18 protein-coding genes are annotated in these 18669 nt (G+C 61.7%); 6 read left to right on the top strand and 12 right to left on the bottom strand.

All coding sequences use genetic code 11. From position 1 onward, the window contains the following. Position 1: 1 nt before the first annotated feature. Genes WNZ15_RS20635 through WNZ15_RS20620 form a run of 4 tightly spaced genes read right to left on the bottom strand, consistent with a single transcriptional unit; the run spans position 2 to position 3964 of the window. The gene (locus WNZ15_RS20635; RefSeq protein ID WP_342894906.1) at positions 2–1912 is read right to left on the bottom strand and encodes a beta-N-acetylhexosaminidase; all 1911 of its coding nucleotides are present in this window, start codon (positions 1910–1912) and stop codon (positions 2–4) included. Positions 1913–1916: 4 nt separating this feature from the next. Further along, a complete protein-coding gene (locus WNZ15_RS20630; RefSeq protein ID WP_342894997.1) occupies positions 1917–2696 on the bottom strand; it encodes an SDR family oxidoreductase in 780 nt (259 codons plus the stop codon). Between the two features lie 10 nt (positions 2697–2706). Continuing rightward, on the bottom strand, positions 2707–3573 hold the full coding sequence (locus tag WNZ15_RS20625) for a MurR/RpiR family transcriptional regulator (protein WP_342894905.1): 867 nt from the start codon (positions 3571–3573) through the stop codon (positions 2707–2709). 4 nt (positions 3574–3577) lie between these two features. Next, a complete protein-coding gene (locus tag WNZ15_RS20620) occupies positions 3578–3964 on the bottom strand; it encodes a RidA family protein (protein WP_342894904.1) in 387 nt (128 codons plus the stop codon). Positions 3965–4142: 178 nt separating this feature from the next. Here WNZ15_RS20620 and WNZ15_RS20615 point away from each other — a divergent pair, with 178 nt between their 5' ends. From WNZ15_RS20615 to WNZ15_RS20605, 3 genes are read left to right on the top strand one after another with little or no spacing between them, the layout of a single operon-like run. Then, the gene (locus WNZ15_RS20615; protein ID WP_342894996.1) at positions 4143–4574 is read left to right on the top strand and encodes a hypothetical protein; all 432 of its coding nucleotides are present in this window, start codon (positions 4143–4145) and stop codon (positions 4572–4574) included. A gap of 2 nt (positions 4575–4576) precedes the next feature. Next, positions 4577–6082, top strand: coding sequence for a M81 family metallopeptidase (locus WNZ15_RS20610; RefSeq protein ID WP_342894903.1), 1506 nt, complete (start codon positions 4577–4579; stop codon positions 6080–6082). Then, positions 6079–7146 (top strand): D-TA family PLP-dependent enzyme, encoded by a 1068-nt coding sequence (locus WNZ15_RS20605; RefSeq protein WP_342894902.1) that lies wholly within the window; start codon positions 6079–6081, stop codon positions 7144–7146. Before WNZ15_RS20610 ends, WNZ15_RS20605 begins: the two co-directional genes overlap by 4 nt. A gap of 143 nt (positions 7147–7289) precedes the next feature. Here the strand turns inward: WNZ15_RS20605 and ugpC are convergent, their stop codons facing one another. From ugpC to WNZ15_RS20565, 8 genes are all read right to left on the bottom strand, one after another. Further along, positions 7290–8417 (bottom strand): sn-glycerol-3-phosphate ABC transporter ATP-binding protein UgpC, encoded by a 1128-nt coding sequence (ugpC, locus tag WNZ15_RS20600; RefSeq protein WP_342894901.1) that lies wholly within the window; start codon positions 8415–8417, stop codon positions 7290–7292. A gap of 64 nt (positions 8418–8481) precedes the next feature. Beyond that, positions 8482–9693, bottom strand: a complete 1212-nt coding sequence (locus tag WNZ15_RS20595; RefSeq protein WP_342894900.1) for a sugar ABC transporter substrate-binding protein — start codon at positions 9691–9693, stop codon at positions 8482–8484. 38 nt (positions 9694–9731) lie between these two features. Then, positions 9732–10574 (bottom strand): carbohydrate ABC transporter permease, encoded by an 843-nt coding sequence (locus WNZ15_RS20590; protein ID WP_342894899.1) that lies wholly within the window; start codon positions 10572–10574, stop codon positions 9732–9734. Continuing rightward, positions 10564–11460, bottom strand: coding sequence for a sugar ABC transporter permease (locus WNZ15_RS20585; protein WP_342894898.1), 897 nt, complete (start codon positions 11458–11460; stop codon positions 10564–10566). Before WNZ15_RS20585 ends, WNZ15_RS20590 begins: the two co-directional genes overlap by 11 nt. A gap of 8 nt (positions 11461–11468) precedes the next feature. Next, positions 11469–12638 (bottom strand): Gfo/Idh/MocA family oxidoreductase, encoded by a 1170-nt coding sequence (locus WNZ15_RS20580; RefSeq protein ID WP_342894897.1) that lies wholly within the window; start codon positions 12636–12638, stop codon positions 11469–11471. After that, positions 12635–13381, bottom strand: a complete 747-nt coding sequence (locus WNZ15_RS20575) for a copper homeostasis protein CutC (RefSeq protein ID WP_342894896.1) — start codon at positions 13379–13381, stop codon at positions 12635–12637. The genes WNZ15_RS20580 and WNZ15_RS20575 overlap by 4 nt, the downstream gene beginning before the upstream one ends. Then, positions 13378–14289, bottom strand: coding sequence for an ROK family protein (locus WNZ15_RS20570; protein ID WP_342894895.1), 912 nt, complete (start codon positions 14287–14289; stop codon positions 13378–13380). Before WNZ15_RS20570 ends, WNZ15_RS20575 begins: the two co-directional genes overlap by 4 nt. A gap of 253 nt (positions 14290–14542) precedes the next feature. Continuing rightward, a complete protein-coding gene (locus WNZ15_RS20565) occupies positions 14543–15424 on the bottom strand; it encodes an N-acetylmuramic acid 6-phosphate etherase (RefSeq protein ID WP_342894894.1) in 882 nt (293 codons plus the stop codon). A 192-nt stretch (positions 15425–15616) separates the two neighbouring features. Here WNZ15_RS20565 and WNZ15_RS20560 point away from each other — a divergent pair, with 192 nt between their 5' ends. Genes WNZ15_RS20560 through nagA form a run of 3 tightly spaced genes read left to right on the top strand, consistent with a single transcriptional unit; the run spans position 15617 to position 18575 of the window. Next, entirely contained in the window at positions 15617–16384 is a 768-nt protein-coding gene (locus WNZ15_RS20560) for a GntR family transcriptional regulator (RefSeq protein WP_342894893.1), read from the top strand. After that, the gene (locus WNZ15_RS20555) at positions 16384–17424 is read left to right on the top strand and encodes an SIS domain-containing protein (RefSeq protein WP_342894892.1); all 1041 of its coding nucleotides are present in this window, start codon (positions 16384–16386) and stop codon (positions 17422–17424) included. Before WNZ15_RS20560 ends, WNZ15_RS20555 begins: the two co-directional genes overlap by 1 nt. After that, positions 17421–18575: an N-acetylglucosamine-6-phosphate deacetylase gene (gene nagA / locus WNZ15_RS20550; RefSeq protein ID WP_342894891.1), complete on the top strand. Its 1155-nt coding sequence runs from the start codon at positions 17421–17423 to the stop codon at positions 18573–18575. The genes WNZ15_RS20555 and nagA overlap by 4 nt, the downstream gene beginning before the upstream one ends. Positions 18576–18669: the final 94 nt, after the last annotated feature.

Below are 18669 nucleotides of genomic sequence, written 5' to 3'. Positions count from 1 at the left end.
CCTAAAGCTCGGGAAAAAGAGCGCTGAGCGCGGCAAATCTCTGCCAGTCCTTGTGCCGGGGCTCTGTCCAGCCTGCTTCGGCGACTGCGTAAAGCCTCGGAAAAACCATGTGGTTGAAGAGCCTGTTGTCGATCAGGTGCTCGCACCAGATGCAGGCCTGCACGCCCTTGAGCGCCCCTTTGCCGGCGTTGCTGAGACCTGTCGACGGCTCGTAGTCATAGGCTGCCTGGGGCGTCGAGACGCCTGCCCAGCTTGCTCCGGGCTCCTGCCAGCCGGACGCCTGGGCCATGTCCAGATAATAATGCTGACCGGGCGTGCAGATGACCTCGTAGCCCTGGTCGACAAGGTCCCTGGTGACCTCCGGCTTCTGCCAGGCCATCAGAAGAACGCCTTCCGGATCGATGCCGCCGCCATGCGAGACTTCGTCCCACCCGGCCAGCTTCTTGCCCAGCCCTTTCAAGATGTCCCGGACCCGCCGCATGAAATAGGCCTGAAGTTCCATCGTGTCCTGAAGGCCGCGTTCTTCCATGAGACGCCGCGCTTTCGGAGAAGCCAGCCAGGAATGCGCGTCGACCTCGTCGCCGCCGATATGGACATAGGCGCATGGGAACAGGTCGGCCACTTCCGCGAACACGGTCTTCAGGAAGGTGTAGGTCTCCTCCATCGCCGGATTGAGCGCGTTGTTGGGATAGCCCTGTACGGACTGATAGCTGTCCGGTGTCTCGGCCTGATCCGCGAAATGCGGATAGGTTTTCAGGAGCGCTGTGGAATGGCCGGGGACGTCGATTTCCGGCAGAACGTCGATGTTGAGGCTGGCGGCATGAGCGACGATCCCCCGTACCGTGTCCTGGGAATAGGCCCCCTGATAGACGCTGGAGGCGAAACCGAGCTGCGCGACCTGACGGCAGCCGGGACCGCGTCTGGCGCCGCTGATCGTCAGTTCGGGATAGGCTTTGATTTCCAGTCTCCAGCCTTCGTCATCTGTTAGATGCCACTGAAAGACGTTCATTCTCGCCCAGGCCAGTATGTCGAGCAGCCGGATGATGTCATTCGGTCCACGGAAGTGCCGAGAAACGTCCAGATGCGTGCCACGCCAGGAAAAGCGCGGCTGATCCTCGATAACGCCCTGCGCAGGGAACCGGTAGGTGTCGGGATCCGAATGGGCACCGTAAGCGATCTGCGCAAGCACGGTCAGGCCATAGTCCCGCCCTGTTGTCCCGCCGGATGCCAGGGCCGCACCGTCTGGAGAAAATGTCAGCCGGTATCCGTCTGCCGGCAGGGTGTTCTCCTGCTGGAAGGTCAGGGGCACCAGGCCGTGTGTTCCTGAAAACCGGAATGGCGCGGGCGCTTCGGGAAACAGGCGTCTGGCGAGGCCATTGATCTTGTTTGCAGCGGCTTTATCCTGGGCGCCTGCAGTTTCCACGAGGAATGCCCTGGCATCTGGGCGGCAGCTATCGACGGCAACGGTTTGCGGCCACGGAACAATGTAAAGCGGAAGATCCACTTGTCCGGGCGGCACGCTCTTGCGCTCTCCCGTGTCTAGAATGCCGGGCGCTTCAAGGTCATTGCAAAGCACATCCCGTACAGTCCCGGACGCGGTCAGATAGGCCGACTTGGGTCCGTCAAGCCTGTGACGGGCGGCATTGGTCAGCCCCTGAATGGCAAAGGACCAGGTTTCGCCGGGACGCAGCGACAATCCGTCCGGCGGCGTGACCTCATGGAAATTGGCGACGCGCGTGATCGCCGCGGCATTTTCAAGCCGGGCGCCGGGACGCGCTCTTGCCAGGGACGTATAGGCCAGAGTGAAGGACGAGAGTTCTTCGGACCCTGTATTGGTCAGGGCAATTTCGAGCCGCGCGTCCTGCAGACGGTCAGCCGGTCTGAAATAACTGTCGAGTGCGAAACCGGTCATTGCGTTATCCATCAAAATCGGACGATTGGGTGAAGGTCCGGGGCAGGGCGGTGGTCCCCGCCGTCAGGCCGCTGTCGACGGGCAGGCAGATGCCCGTGATGCAGCGTGCGGCCGGACCGACGAGGAAATCCACGGCGGCTGCTATGTCGTCGGGTTCGGGAAGTTTTTTGAAGGGATACTGGTGCAGGGCCTCTTCAAAAACCTTTGGATTGGCCGCAGCCCGGTCTTTCCATGCCCTGGTTTTCACGGTTCCGGGCGCGACTGCATTGGCCCTCAATCCGTATTTGCCGTATTCGACCGCGATTGCCCGGGTTGCGTGAATGAGGCCGGCTTTCGCCGCGCTGTATGCGGGATGTCCGAACGTGCCCAGACCATTCACCGAAACGATATTGACGACGGCCCCGTTGCCGCACCGCGTCAATTCCTGTTCCAGAGCCTTGAAGCAGGTCAGGGCAGCTTCCAGATTGAGCGCAAGGTCTGCGGAAAGATCGCCCGGCGTCATGCTGTGCAGGGTCAGGCCCCTGGCTGCGCCCGCATTGTTGATGAGAACCGATACGGAACCGAGTTCCGCCGCCGAAGCGGCCATTCGGGCGACGTCTTCCGTGTCTGTCACGTCACATCTGATCGCGGTCACGGTCAAACCGTCCGCCTCCAGGTCGCTGATAGCGGCGGACAGGGCCTTGGCGTCGATGTCGACGGCCGCAACATGGTGGGTTGCCGTCAGGTGCCGGGTGATGGCTATGCCGATGTCGCCGGCAGCGCCGGTAACGACGGCGACAGGCATGTCTTTCTTGTCAGTCACCAAGGGCCTCCTTGTCATCCGGATCGCGAGCGTTGCTGAGTTGGTATTTGACGCGCCTGAGATTTTCGCGCGCGCCGTCCCCAAGGTGCATGGCAACGAGGGTGGCCAGGAGGTCGGTCACGAACAGGAACGCATAGCGGCTGGTACTCGGTCGCAGAATGTTGTCGCCCTCCGGCAGATCCAGGCCGATGGTGATGTCGGCGAGTTCCGAAATCGGCCGGCCGGGCCGGGTCAGTGCGATCACGGTCGCGCCATAGCTGCGCGCGGCCTCCAGGGCATTGGCCATCTGCAAGTTCCGGCCGGACACGGACAGGGCGAGCACAACGTCACCCGGTTTCAACGTGGCGGCCTGCATCAGTTGCATGGCATGATCGGTGATGCTGACCGTGCGCAGTCCCAGTCTGAAAAAGCGGTTCTGAACTTCATCCGATATCATCGAGGACGTACCGCCGGAACCGAACGCGGCAAGCAGATTGGAGCCTGCGATCGTTTCCGCCGCGCCAACGACCGCCTTCATGTCCAGCGCTTCGCGAGTTTTGACCGCGGCCGCCTGCAATTGGGCAAGCAGGCTGTCCGCCACATCGTCCGGATCGGCAGAGGAAGCGTTCGCCGTCAGGTACCGGGTGCCGCCAAAGGTCACCTGGGCGACCTGCATCTTGAACGCGGTGTAGCTTTCGCAGCCGAGGCGCCGGCAGAAACGGGTAACGGTCGGCGGAGAAACACCGGCGCGTTTCGCAACATCCGTGATGCCGGCATTGACCATGAAATCCGCGTCATTGCGCAAAAGCGCGGCCAGTATGCGCTCGGACTTGGAAAGCTCCGGCTCTACCTGCTGCAACACGGACAGGATATCCCGCATGGTGTCAGTCCGGCTTCTTGTAGGCGACGCAATCGATTTCGACCTTGCAGTCGACCATCATGGTGGACTGCACGCAGGCCCGCGCGGGCGGATGTTCTCCGAAATAACTCTTGTAGACGCTGTTGAAGGACCAGAAATCGCGGGGGTCGTCGAGCCACACGCCAACACGCACGACATCCCGCAGGCCGTAACCGGCTTCCTCCAGAATCGCGATGACGTTGCGGACCGTAAGATGCGTCTGTTCGACAATTCCGGCGCCGACGATTTCCCCGTCCTTCATGGGAACCTGCCCGGAAACGTACAGCCAGCCGTCCGCCTCGACGGCGCGGGCGAAGGGGAGGTTCTGACCACCGGCCCCCGATTTTTCAGCGCCATAGCGTTTGATCGACATGCAGAGCTCCGTTTTTGTAAAAGATTTACATAGTGGTTTGACATTGGTTTTATTTCATCCGTATATTTTACAAAAATCAACCTCAGAGATGAAAAAGATTTCCGGCATGCAGAAAAGTTTGAACAATCAGGCCAACCCGTTCGCGGGCAGGGACGCAGACCGTGCCGAGATCTGGGACATGCTGGTCCAGCGCGACATCGAGGCATTCGTTGCGGCGGACTGGTCGCTGGTCGCCGATGATTTCGACGCCCCGGCGTTTTTCGGGATCGATGGCGGAAAGGTAGCAAATCCGGATGACTGGACACTCGGTTTTCCCGATCTCGAGACCTACCGGATCGAATGGCTGCGCCAAGCGCAGGAGTTCGCCGAAACGGATTTCGCGGAAGATGCCAGGGCGGCCATATTCGGCGCGACGCGTTTGACCGAGATCGAGATCAATGGCGCGCGTGCGGTCGCGCACAAGAAATTCGACGGGCGGATCCACAAAGCGGACGGCGGCGAAGACCGGTTGCTCTGGCAAACACTCTATTTTTGTGTGCGCAAGGACGGGCGGTGGAAGATTTCCGGATTTGCAGGGTACCTGCCGAACCCGCTGGAAGCGGCGTCCTGACCATGACCCGGCCGCGCGCATTCACCGCCGTTCTGGCGACGGAAACGAACACCTTTTCTCCGATCCGCATCGACATTGAAGCCTTCAGGGCGTCCCTGCTCGCGCGGCCGGGCGAACATCCCGACACGCCGACCCTGTGTTCCGCCGTCGTCACCGTCGGCCGCCGCTTTGCCCGGGACAACAATTGGGACCTTGTTGAGGGAACTGCGGCCTGGGCCGATCCGGCGGGACTGGTTTCAAGACAGACCTATGAACTTCTGAGAGACGAGATCCTTGATCAGATCGCGGCAGAGGCGCCCTTCGATGTTGTCGTGATCGGTCTGCACGGAGCCATGGTGGCCGATGGTTACGACGATCCTGAGGGCGATTTCCTGTCCCGGATACGAGTGCTGATCGGCCCGAAGACGCCCCTGATTGCCACATTCGATCCCCACAGCCATCTGACTTCAAAGCGCGTGGACGCCGCGGATGCCCTCATTGCGTTCAAGGAATTTCCGCATATCGACTTTGTCGACAGGGCGGTGGAGGCATGGGATCTGGCCAAACGGACAATTGCCGGCGAGGTTGTCCCTGTCATGAGTGTCTATGATCCGAAAATGATCGACGTGTTCCCGACGACCTCCGGTCCGATGCGCGGTTTTGTCGACGACCTGGTCCGGAGGGAACGGGAAACACCCGCGATCCTGTCGCTTTCCGTCATCCACGGGTTCATGGCCGGGGACGTGCCGGAAATGGGCACCCGGCTGCTGGCAGTCACCGACAATGACCCTGCCCTGGGGGATGCGGTCACGCGGGAGTTCGGCGAAGCCCTTTTTGCCTTGCGCGGCAAGGTCCGGAGCACCGAATTGTCCCCTGCGGAGGCCTATGAACGAGCACTTGCCCATGAGGGTGGACCGGTGACGATAGCAGACATGTGGGACAATCCCGGCGGCGGTACGGCTGGAGACGCGACCGTTCTTCTTGCCGAGGCCATGGAACGGAAACTGGAAGACACGGCTTTCGGTTCGATCTGGGATCCTATCGCCGTGCAATTGTGTCATGCGGCGGGAGAGGGTGCCCGCATGATGCTGCGATTTGGCGCCAAATCCGCGCCTTTCACGGGAAACCCGATCGACGCGGAAGTCGAGATCATTCGCAATATCAAAAACGCCGAGCAGCGGTTCGGTGAGAGCATCGTCCCCATCGGCGACGCCAGCCTGATCCGGATCGGCGGCCTGGAGGTGATCCTGAATTCCACCCGCGCACAATGCTTCGACACCAGCCTCTTCACCAACTTCGGCATTGATCCGGCACGGCGCAAGATTCTGGTCGTCAAGTCGACCAACCATTTCCACCAGTCGTTCGCCCGTGTCAGTCCGCTGATCCTTTATTGCGCGGCCGGGCGGCCCTATCCGAACGATCCCTCGGTGACGCCCTACACCAAGGCGCCCCGGGATATTTGGCCTATCAATGCGGCGCAGGGCGCCGGAGACCGCCCGCGGACGGCAAGCAGGGAGATAGTACAATGAGTGGAGGGCTTTCCATCCATGAATTGCTGACGCCGGTCGCGGTGATCGACGAAACGATCATGGAAACCAACATCAAGGTCGCCCAGGACTATTTCGACCGGATCGGCCGCAACTTTCGGCCGCATATCAAGACGCACAAGGTTCCCGCGCTCGCGGCCGCGCAGATTGCGGTCGGCGCGAAGGGCATCAACTGCCAGAAAATAAGCGAAGCCGAAGTCTTTGCCGATGCCGGGTTCACGGACATTCTGATCACCTTCAACATGTTCGGCCAGGCACGCCTGGACCGTCTGAAGACCCTGAACGCCAAACTGGATCTGCAGGTCGTGGCCGACAACAGTGTCGTTGTCGACGGTTTGGCGGAGGTCTTTCACGGCGAGCAGCCACTGAAGGTTCTGGTGGAGTGCGACACGGGAGCCGGGCGCAACGGTGTCCAGTCGCCCGAAGCGGCTGTCGAACTCGCCCTGCGGATTGCCGGCGCGCCGGGTTTGGCGTTTCAGGGACTGCTGACCTATCCGAAAGCGGGCTGCGAACCGGCGGTCGAAGCGTTTTTCTCACAGACGCTGGCGCTGCTCGCCGGCGCCGGACTCGACTGCCCCGTGGTCTCCCATGGCGGTTCGCCCGGCCTGTTCGACAGTGATCTGGTGCCAAGCGCAACCGAGCACCGGGCCGGCACCTATATTTTCAACGACCGCTCCATGGTGCGGGCGGGCATGTGCGACTACGACGACTGCGCGATGCATGTGCTTGCCACCGTCGTCTCCCTTCCGACGGAAACCCGCGCGGTTCTGGATGCCGGTTCCAAGGCCCTGACCTCGGATCTGCTCGGATTTACGGATCATGGCCTGCTGATTGACTATCCCGGCGCATCGATCGCGGCACTGAGCGAGGAGCATGCGGTGGTCGACCTGAGCCATTCGGACCGCAAACCGGTCATTGGCGAGCGTGTCCGCATCATTCCGAACCACACCTGCGTGGTCTCCAACCTGTTCGACAAGCTGGTGTTTCACCGGGACGGAATCGTAACGCGCATCGAACCTGTGGCCGCTCGCGGCAAGGTGGTTTAGCTACCGCGCCTCACCCACCCGCGCCCCGGGCGCAACGCGCCGCGTCCCCAATCGAGTGTCCGTTGAAACGGAGCTTCATCGGATAGAATTGGGGCGGGCCGGGCAGGGGAAACCCTGAGAGGGCGCCCAATGCCCTGCACCGATCAAACATGCATGTCGCCGGTATCGAGTTCGGCCAGGGAGTGCCTGCGTTCGAACGCCAGGCCGGTGTCGTCAAACAGGTGGCAGTCGGCGCCGTTCAGGCCCATGGAGACAGGCTGGCCGACTTTTGCCGGCGCGGAGCCTGGAAGCAGACTGCAGAATGTAGTGGTCGCACCTTCCACGGCGCTGTAGGTGACCGTGTGAATGCCCAGATGCTCGACGACCGTCGGCACCACTTCGATCGACGCAGCCGCTTGCCCGATCGACAGGTGTTCCGGCCGGATGCCGAGTGTCAGGTTCCTTCCCGAAACGTCCCCCGTGGCCGAGACCTCGACCGTCACCTTCGCGCCGGAGGGCAGCCGGACCGTGACGCCGTTTTCGTCCACGCTTTCACCGGTTACCTTGATGAAATTCATCTTCGGATTGCCGATGAACCCGGCAACAAAGATGTTTTGCGGCATGTGATAAAGCTCGAGCGGTGTTCCGCACTGGGAAATCACACCCTGGTCGAGCACGACGATCCGGTCCGCCATGGTCATCGCTTCAACCTGATCGTGGGTGACATAGATCATCGTTGCGTCGAGTTTGGTGTGCAGCTTGGCAAGCTCGACACGCATTTCCGCGCGCAGCGCCGCATCCAGGTTGGAGAGGGGTTCGTCAAACAGGAACACGGAGGGTGCCCGTACGATGGCCCGGCCGATGGCCACCCGCTGGCGCTGGCCACCGGACAATTCTCCTGGTTTGTGCTGAAGTCTTTCGGTCAGTTGCAGTATATTGGCGGCGGCCTGAACCTTCTCTTCCACCTTTTCCCTGGGGAGGCGTTCGACGCGCAGGGGGAAGGCGATATTCTCGAAGACGGACATATGCGGATAAAGCGCATAGGACTGGAACACCATGGCAATGCCGCGCTTGACCGGCGGGAGATTGTTGACGACCCTGTTCTCGATGGTGATGTCGCCGCCGGTGATCTCTTCGAGCCCCGCAATCAAGCGCAGCAAGGTCGATTTTCCGCATCCGGACGGGCCAACGAAAACGATGAATTCGCCATGGTCGACATCCAGATCGACGCCCTTGATGACTTCCACCCGGCCATAGTGCTTGCGGATATCGCGAAGCTGCAACTCGCCCATGGTCATTCCTCTTTAGAAAAGCAGGCCGGGTCCCCGGGATGGGGACCCGGTCGATGCGCAGGGATTACTTGAATTCCTCAAGCTGCTCGGCGGCGATCTCGACAGCTTCCGCTGCTTCGACTTCCCCCAGAACGACGCCCTGAACGGCTTCGTTGATGGTGTCCTGAAGACCGACATAGTCGGTCACGAACGGCTCGGGACCACCGGTCGGAATGGCTTCCAGAAAAGCTGTCCAGGTCGGGTCTTCCTTGACGATGTCCTGGACCTCGGGCAGGTCGCGCAGGGGCGTGTAGCCCTCGGCGACTTCGAAGGCCATCTGGTTTTGCGGGTTGGTCAGCAGCTTGGCGAGGGACAAGGCCTGCTCCTCGACACCCGAACCCTTGAAAACGGCAAGGGAGTCGGTGATCAGAAGTGTTCCGGGACCGCCGCTCGGACCGGCCGGGATCGGTGCCACACCCCAGTTCACGTCCTTCACGCGGACCCGCTCCCACGGACCGGAAATGAACATGCCGATCTTGCCTTCGGAAAAGAGCGGACGGAGTTTCGCACGGTCATAGGCGACCGGCCCAGGCTGGGAAACCCCGGCCATCTTGCCGTAGAATGCGAGTGCTTCGACATTGTTCGGGGAATTGAAGACGATTTCGCCGTCCTCGTTGATGACCTCGCCGCCATTCGTGTACACGTAGTTCATGAACTGGTGCATCGTGTTGTCGAAGGAGGCGGCTGCAAGGCCGAATCCGTCGGCATCGGTCTTGTCCTTGATCGCCTTGGCGGCGTTGTACATCTCGTCCCAGGTCTTCGGCGGTGTTTCCGGATCGAGGCCCGCTTCCTTGAAGAGGTCCTTGTTCCAGTAGAGTGCCTTGGTGGAGAAGGCGCGCGGCAGGCCCCACTGCTTGCCGTTGGCCGTGATCGTGGCGAGAATCGGAGCGGCATAGGTCGCTTTTTCTTCGTCGCTCATGTCGACCGGGATGATCAGGTCATTGGCTGCGAGCTGTTTCAGCGTGCGCGAGCCCATATAGGCGACCGCCGGCGGCTGGCCCGCGGAGGCGAGCGTCGTGGATTTCTCCTGGCACTGGCCCCAGGGAACGAATTCGACCTGGACCTTGTAGCCCGCATTGTCCGCTTCCCAGTCCTTGATCAACTTGTCCTGGACCGGAATGCCCGCGCCAGTGTTGTCGCCGCAGTTGATCATGTGAATGACCTTGTCCTCCGCCTGGACGGCGGTCACGAGGCTGAGGGCGAAGGCGCCCCCCAGTAGCACTGATTTGTATGTCATCTGACTTTCCCTTTCTGGTTGGTTTCTTTTTGTTTTTGTTATTCTTTCACGGCGCCGGCCGTCAGGCCGGCGACGATGTAGCGCTGAAGGAAGACATAGACGAACAGCACGGGCAGGATGCCCACCAGGCTGGCGGCCATGAGTTCGTTCCAGACCACCGACTGGCGTCCGAAAAACTGGAACAGGCCGACCGGAAGCGGGTTCAGTTCGTTCACCGAGTTGAAGGTCAGCGCGTAGATGAATTGCTGTGCATAGGCTGTGATGAAGGCCGTGATGGTGACCACCATGATGCCGGGAAGCGCGACCGGGATGATCACCCGCCACAAGGTGTAGAGCCTGCCCGCGCCGTCGACCCACGCGGCCTCCTCAAGTTCTTTCGGAATGCGCACCAGGTAGGAGCGCAGCAACCAGATGCCGGTCGGGATCACGAAGGCAGTTCCTGGTGCGATCATCGCGAAATAGGTGTTCAGCAGGCCGTATTGCTGCATCAGCTTGAACAGCGGAATGATCAGGACGGCTCCGGAAAACATGTTCACCGCGATGAAAACACCCAGCAGCGAGTTGCGCGCGGGAAATTCGAACCGGGCAAAGGCATAGGCCGCCGGAATGATGCAGATCAGGCCCAGAACGGTGACAACCGTCGCGATGAAGAACGAGTTGAACATGTACATCCACAGCAGCGGCACGTTCTCCCACATGGTGAAATAGGCATTGAAACTCATGTCGTCGGTGATGAACCGGTAGGGTATTGAGAACAGGCGGCTAAGCGGGCGCAGCGAGACCACGAAGGCTTCCACGAACGGCGCCAGCACGAAGGTCAGGAACACCGCGACGCCGGAATAGATCAGCACATATTCGTACCAGCGATACTTATGCAGCATTGTTCGGGCTCCTTCTGGCAAGGCGCGACAGCAGCAGGAAATAGACCAGAGTGAAGGACCCGAGGAACAGCACGATCATGACCGTGCGGGCGGCGCCTTCGCCGTATTTGAACCGGCTTATCGCCGTCTTGTAGGTGTCGATGATCATCGTGGTGGTTGCCCCGCGCGGGCCGCCTTCGGTGAGGATCCAGATGATGTCGAAAGAATTGAATGTCGCGATCGCCGACAACAGGGCCATGGTCGCGATCGAGGGGGTGATCAGCGGCAACGTGATCCGGCGGAACCGGTAGAAGCGGGAGGCCCCGTCGACCCAGGCGGCCTCGTAGAGGTCCTTTGAAATCGACTGCATCGAGGCCAGCAGGTAAAGCGTCACCATCGGCACGCCGATCCACACATCCGTGACGATGGTCGCCATGAAGGCGGAGTTCTTGTAGGCGAGAAATTCGAAGGGCGCATCCAGGATGCCGATCCGTTGCGCCACGCCGGAAATCATGCCGAACTGGCCGTTGTACATCCAGCCCCAGATGAAAACGCCAATGGCGATCGGTATCACCCAGGGCGGCATCACCAGGATCCGGAACAGGGTCCGGCCCGGCACCATGGCGTTCAGCAGAACGGCCCCGAACGTGCCGATCATCATCTTCAGGGCGACCGACAGGCTCATCCAGTAGAAGGTTCGCGCGATCACTTCCGGGAATCGGCGGGACATGATCTTTTCGTAGTTAGCGAGACCGACATAGTCGAATTTCGGGCTCATGCTGGTGTTGGTGAAGGAAAGCCGAAAGGTTTCGAACAACGGATAGGCGACGATGGCAAACATGACGAGGCTTGCCGGCACCAGCAGGAGGTAAGGGAAGTAGTCTTGCTTTTTCGCCGTGTGTGCCATGAGACCCTCTAAGCCAGACCGAAGCTGTCGTATTGCTGCCAGGTTTCCGCAAGATCCAGAACCGCGCGCGCCTGGCGCGCTTCGTCCAGCTTGATCGCGGTGAGCCCGGCTTCGAGCGCATCCAGCACTCCGACGGGCAGGTCGCCGCCATTTTCGAAGTAGTGGACCAGATCCCTGGCCATCGCCTCGTCGGCGCCGTAATGCCCGTCGCGGGTCGCGTCGACGACTTGTGGCCGGTCGACCAGGCAGGCCGAGGTCAGCGCATCGTGGACCTTGTAGTAGTTGCGGATGAAATCGCCTTCCGCCATGCCCTTCGTGCCCATCACCGCGAAACGGCGAAATTCGTCGGGCACATACATGTTGGTGTGAAAACACAGGTTGGCGCCGTCTTCATATTCGATCAGCGCGGTCTGGTAATCGATGATGTCGCCGTCGGAATCGAAATCGGCATTGGCGCCGCCCCAGCGCGGCGTGAACGGATCGACCCGGCCGCTGATGTCCGGCGCCGGGAAACTGTGGTCCTGATCGGGCCGGTTTTCTGGCACAAAGCTCTTGCGGCCACCGAAACTGGAGACAAATCGCGGCCGGCAACCGGTGACACCCTGGTAAAGGTCCAGGTCGTGGCAGCATTTTTCCAGCATGAAGCCGCCGGAATTCTTCGAATGGCGCCGCCAGTCGCGCATGAAGAAGGAGCCGTGATAGGGGCCGATATGTTCGGCCGCCTCGATCGAGACGACCTTGCCGATCTGACCGGTCTCGAGGCTTTTCTGAAGTGCGGTGTAGAGAGGCGAATACCGCAGCACGAGGCCAACGAGGATTCGCCTGGCGCCGCCATGCTCTTTCATCAGGGACAACAGCTCGAAGGTTTCCGCCTCGGTGATGACGATCGGCTTTTCGCAAAAGATATGTTTCACATCCGAGCGCAGCGCCGTTTTCAGATGTTCCAGATGCAGAAAATTGGGGGACCCGATCATCAGGAGATCGAGGTTTTCCACCCGCAGCATGTCCGACAGGTCGTCATGAGTGGTGAGGGAATTTCCGCTTCGCGCCTCGACATGTTTCAGGCCCGCGGGGGCCGGGTCGACATAGGCACATGGGTCGATCTTCGCGGAAACATCCTGCAAAGAGTTGCTGACATTGGCGATCCTGGCGCCCAGGCCGACGTAACCGGTCTTCATGCGGCTGCCTCTTCAAAACGGTTCATGGCAAGGCGAAGGGCCCTGACGAGATTGCCATCTGTCTTTCTGATGCCGGCTTCCGGAACAAAGCCGAGCCGCGCTTCCGGCAAATCGGGTGTGCGGGCCTTGATCCGGACGGAACAGGAGGCGTGTAATTCGCTGACAGACGCCTGCTTCAGCAGGCGTACGGCGTTTTCGGTCGTGACACCGGAACCGGCCATGATCGACATCCGGCCGGCGGCCAGATCAACGGCATGCGCCAGTTGTTCCAGGCCGCATGCCGCGCTGTGTGCCTGGCCTGATGTCAGGACACGTTCGAACCCGAGAGTGATGGCGGTCTCTATCGCAAGGTCGAAATCGGCGACCGTATCGATGGCCCGGTGAAGGGTGGCCGGCAACTCAGCCTGTGACAGGGCATCGGCCAGAAAGTCCCGGTCCAGGCGCGCATGATCGTCGACCGCGCCGATGACGATGCCCTTGAGCCCCGCCCGTTTCACTGCGGCGATGTCCTGCAGGATGAGGTCTTTTTCGGCGTCGGAAAAGCGAAAGTCACCGGCCCTTGGCCGGATCATCGCGTAGACGGGCACGGGCAGGTCGGCTGCGGTTGTCATCAGACCGAAGGAGGGGGTCAGGCCGCCTTCTGAAAGAGCCGCGCACAATTCGATCCGGTCGGCCCCGTTGGCGGCGGCGGTCCTGGCGCCTTCAATCGTGTCGACGCAGATTTCCAGAGGGACGCGGGTCATGCGGGCGCCTCGCCATAGGCGATCCGGGCGATGATGCTGGCGCCCATGAGGCCCCCGTTTTCGGCAAATCGTCCCTTGATGACGAGGGGATCGGCGTAATCGGCCAGCACCAGCGCCCTGGTTTTCCTGTCGATCAGGTCGAGCAGCGCCGCTTCCCCTGAAAGACCGCCGCTGACCGGGACAACATGCGGGCCGAGTGTGTTGACGATTACCGAGAGGGCGCGGGAGAGCAGCGTCGTATAGGCCTCTATGGTTCGGATCGCCGCTGGGTCGCCCTCATGCCACGCACCGGTGATCTGCCTGCTTGAAAGGGCAAGACCATGAAGCGAGAGGTGGATTTTCTCCATGCCCCGGGCGGAGCAGACCGCGTCGATGCAGCCGGTCTGGCCGCAGCCGCAGGGAAAATGCCCCAGCCCGCTGAGTTGCCCCCCGGCCGTCGGGTCCATCACGGGACCGTGGCCCCACTCGCCGGCAATCCCGTCATAGCCCTTGACCAGCCCGCCGTTGACGGCGATGCCGCCGCCGACGCCTGATCCCAGAATGATACCAAAGACGACAGGTTTGCCGCGTCCGCTTCCCGCGACGGCTTCCGCCAGGGCAAAGGCGTCGGCATCGTTGGTGATCAGCACCGTCCGGCCAAGCGCCGCTTCCAGATCTTTGAGGACGTTGCGTTTGTGGAGGCACGGGATATTGGCGACATCGGCGATGCCGGTGCGCTCGTCAAAGGCGCCGGCCAGCGAGATTGAAACCGGATCCGAGCCGGTGTCGCAACGGTTTTTGATCGCATCGACAAAGGACAACCAGTCCGTGCCGGGCGTTTCCACGCGGCCGCTTTCAACAACGTTGCCATCCGTCTGGAGGAGACCGTGACGGACGAATGAGCCTCCAATGTCGAAACAGGTGATCATTGACTGATCAGACGCCTCTGGTTTTGTGTGTTGACAATTATTAATACCAATATGCAACCAATTAACGGGTTCGTAAACCTTAAAAGTAATTGGCATGGTTTTTTTAGGGAATTGGACGCGAGGTCACCGGGCGCAGGGGGCTCTGGCCGCAAGGCGGGATTGGCGGCGATACGCCGTCGCAAGCCGGACGGAATGGTCGGTTTCGGGCGCGCGCTCATCGATGTGAACGCCTGCAAATTGAAAAATCGGGATGTTAGAGAAACGGTCTCAGATTGCCGTCATTGGCGCTCAACAGCTGTGCGGCGCCTTCCGCGTCCAGGTCTTCCAGGATCATCAGCGCGGCGATCTTGACCCTGCCGTCAGCCAGCACGAGTTTTTCTTCCGCCGCCTCTGCGGCACAGCCGGTCAGGTCCTGCAGGATCCGCTGTGCGCGCTGGCGCAACTTGTCATTGTCGGCAACCAGATTGACCATGTGGCCACGAACGGCGTGGCCCAGTCTGAGTGCGACAAGGGTCGAGATCATGTTGAGCGCCGCTTTCTGCGCGCTGGCCGCGCCAAGCCGGGTGGAGCCGGCAACGATCTCCGGGGGGGTGTTCAGGAACACCGGGTTGTCGGCGATCCTGAGCAGAGGGGTATCCGGGTTGTTGGCAAGCGCGATGGTTACGGTCCCCGACTGTCTGGCTGCGCGGAAAGTGCCCAGTGTGAAAGGGGTTGTGCCGCTTGCCGACACGCCGATGAGGATGTCGCCTTCGCCCAGTCCGGAGGCCTGAAAGTCCCGGTAACCGGTTTCCTCGTTGTCCTCGTGGCTGCCGGCAAGATGCAGCAGGTTTTCTGCGCCCCCGGCGAAAAGCATGCGCAGGCGCTCGGGCGGAAATCCGAATGTGCCCGGCAGCTCAAGACAATCCGCGAGCGCCGTCAGGCCCGCGCTGCCCGCGCCCGCGTAACCGATCTTCCGGCCGGCTTGAGCGGCTTTGCGAAGGGCTTCCGCCGCGCGGGTGATCTGCGGTATGGCGGCTTCCGTCGCCGTCAGCGCATCCCTTTGCCGTTGCAGCAGCAGAGCAAGGATCTCCTCATCCGGCCTTGTTGAAAGGCCGATGGAAAGCGGGTCCCGGTCTTCTGTCGTCGGCAGTTTCATGGTGTCGGGTACTTGACTGCAAGGTGGCGCTGTTATGAGTGTCGTGCCCGCACGGGCCTTTGAAACTCCTTCCGGTGCCCGGACGTCCGAACGGGAAGGGATGAGACCTTTTACCACTTGATTTTCGGTATCGATAGAGTTTAAATTGGTATCTGAAAGGTATTATTTTCATTTCCCGAGGCGTCTCGTTTCATGACCGAATTTATCTCGATGCTGGAAGATGGCGATTGGCGGGTGAATGCCAGCGGGCCGCGCTATCTTCAGTTGCGTCGGCGGATCCAGAAGGCGATCGACGAGGGGGTCCTCGGCGAAAACGAGCCTCTGCCCTCCGAGCGGGATATCGCGGCGCTCACGGATCTGTCGCGTGTCACTGTCAGGAAAGCGGTCGCCGGCCTGGTCGAAGACCGGGTCGTTGTCCAGAAACGCGGCAGTGGTTCCTTCGTCGCACCCAGGGTCCACAAGGTCGAGCAGCGCCTGTCCGGCCTGACGTCGTTCAGTGAAGACATGGCGCGCAGGGGACTGACCGCAAGCAGCGAATGGCTGCGGCGCGGCCTGTTCCCCGCTTCGCCCGAGGAAATGTTCACGCTCGGGCTGACCTCCGGCTGCCGTGTCGCCCGCGTCGACCGCCTGCGCAAGGCCGACGGCACGCCCATGGCGATCGAGCGGGCTTCGCTGTCCGAAACCGTTCTGCCGCATCCCGAAGAGGTCACCCGTTCGCTCTATTCCGTCCTGCGCGCGTCCGGGATGCAGCCGGTGCGCGCGATCCAGCGGATTTCCGCGCGCAATCTGGACCCCGTCGATGCGGAAACTCTCGGAGTTCCGGCGGGCTCGGCCGGTCTGAAGATCGAGCGCGTCTCTTATCTCGCCAGTGGAAATGTCGTTGAATTCACCCGGTCGGTCTATCGGGGCGATGCCTATGACTTCATCGCAGAGTTGCAAATACCGGAAGAACAGACCTGATGGACACCACCGCGAAACCGGACACTCAGACGCACATGCGGCGGGAAATCGAGGAGATCCCAGAGGCCGCCGCCCGGTTGCTGAACGGGGCGTCTGCGCGGATCGGGGACATCGCGAAACAGGCCGGCACACCGGTCTTTCTGGCCAGCGTGGCGCGGGGGTCTTCCGATCACGCTGCGGCCTTTCTGAAATACGCCGCCGAAATCCATCTTGGTGTGGCAATGGCCTCGCTCGGTCCCTCGGTCTCGTCCGTTTACAAGGGCCGGGTCAACCTGAGCCAGGCGCTGGTCATCGCGATTTCCCAGTCCGGAGCCAGCCCGGACATCCTGTCCGTTGTTGAAAGTGCTGAGGAGCAGGGCGCCGTCACGATCGGGCTGACCAACACCGCCGGAAGCGAGCTGGCACGGCTGTCGACCGCGTCTGTCGATATTCACGCCGGACCGGAGCGCAGCGTCGCGGCGACCAAATCCTTCGTCAATTCCGTGCTTGCCGGCCTTCTTCTGCTGGCGGAGATGGCCGGGGACGAGGCCTTGCTGGAGGCACTCAGGCAGGTGCCAGGGCAGTTAGAAAAGGCGATCTCCATGGACTGGCGGGCCCTTGCCGAACCGCTGGAAAAGCGGGGCTCTCTTTATGTGATCGGGCGCGGTCCAGGCCTGGCGATTGCCCACGAGGCAGCGCTCAAGTTCAAGGAAACCTGCAGGATCCATGCGGAAGCCTATTCATCCGCCGAGGTGATGCACGGTCCGGTTTCGATTGTCGAGGACGGCTATCCGATCCTGGCACTGGGTGTCAGGGATGCGGCTGAGGCGGGTCTGGCGGACGCCGCCGACCGCATGGCGGGCCAGGGCGGCAGGGTCTTTGCCACCACCGCCAGGGTCACGCGCGCTGAAAAACTGCCCTTTGTCAGTACAACACATCCGTTGACGGACGCGCTTGTCCAGATCGTCTCCTTCTACGCCTTTATCGAATGGTTCGCGCGCCGGCGCGGCTTCAACCCGGATCTGCCCAGGCATCTGAAGAAGGTGACACAGACGGTATGACCGGTCCGACAGCGTATCTGTCCCGCCGGGTGTTCGACGGCGGGAAAATTGTCCCGGACGCGGCGCTTCTGGTCGAGGGCAATGTTGTCGTGGGCGTGATCCCGCAGAACGACATTCCTTCGGATGCGCACAGGATCGATCTCGGCGACCGGCTGGTCACCCCCGGCCTGGTCGATCTGCAGGTCAACGGCGGCGGTGGCTTGATGCTTGGCGAGGTGGAAACCGCCGGCGATATTGCCCGGATCTGCGCGGCCCATGCCCGTCTCGGCACCACGGCCCTGACGCCGACACTCATCACCGATACGCCGGAGACCACCCGCAAGGTGGTGGACCTGGCGATCGAGGCCTGGTCGAGCGGCGTCAGGGGCTTTCATGGCCTGCATCTGGAAGGCCCGCATCTCTTCGCGGGCCGCAAGGGCGCCCATGACGCGGACTTGATCCGGCCGATGACCGAGGCGGACCTGGCGCTCTACGAACACGCGGCCAGCCACCTGCCGAGCCTGATCATCACGGTCGCGCCCGAAACGGTGACGCCCGAGCAGATCACCAGACTGTCGGCCGCCGGCATTCACGTCAGTCTGGGCCACAGCGGTGCGTCCTACGAGACCTGCCGCCGGGCGGTGGAGGCGGGTGCTTCTCTGGTGACGCATCTGTTCAATGCGATGAGCCCGCTTCAGCACCGCGAACCCGGCCTTGTCGGCGCGGCGCTGGATCTTGGCGGCTTGAGTGTCGGTCTGATTGCCGACGGGATACACGTCGACCCGGCCGCCATCAGGATTGCGCTCCGGGCGAAGGCCGGTCCGGGCCGGATCTTCCTGGTGACCGATGCCATGTCGCAGACAGGCACCGATGTCAGCTCGTTTTTTCTGGGCGGACGCGAGATTTTCCGCCGCAACGGCACATTGACCCTTGCCGACGGCACGCTTGCCGGCGCGGATGTCGATCTGCCCGCATCCCTGAAATTCCTGACCGGGCCCCTGGACCTTCCTCTTGAGACCGCATTGGCCATGGCAACAAGCGGCCCGGCGTCGGTTCTCGGCCGCCCGCTCGGCAGACTGGTCCGGGGCTGCCCGGCGGATTTTGCGGCATTCGGAGAGGGATTTTCAGTGGAGGGCGTCTGGATCGGCGGAGAGCGTCAAGCACCCGGCTGAGATTTGACGCGCACCTGTTCATCGGAAGAAATCCAGGGGCGCCGGACAGCGTCACAGGCGTCCGCGCGCAGGCCTGGGAGCCCTGATGGGCGCC

Source organism: Roseibium sp. AS2, assembly GCF_038900065.1.
GTDB lineage: Bacteria > Pseudomonadota > Alphaproteobacteria > Rhizobiales > Stappiaceae > Roseibium.
This window is presented reverse-complemented; position numbering and strand designations above follow the sequence as displayed.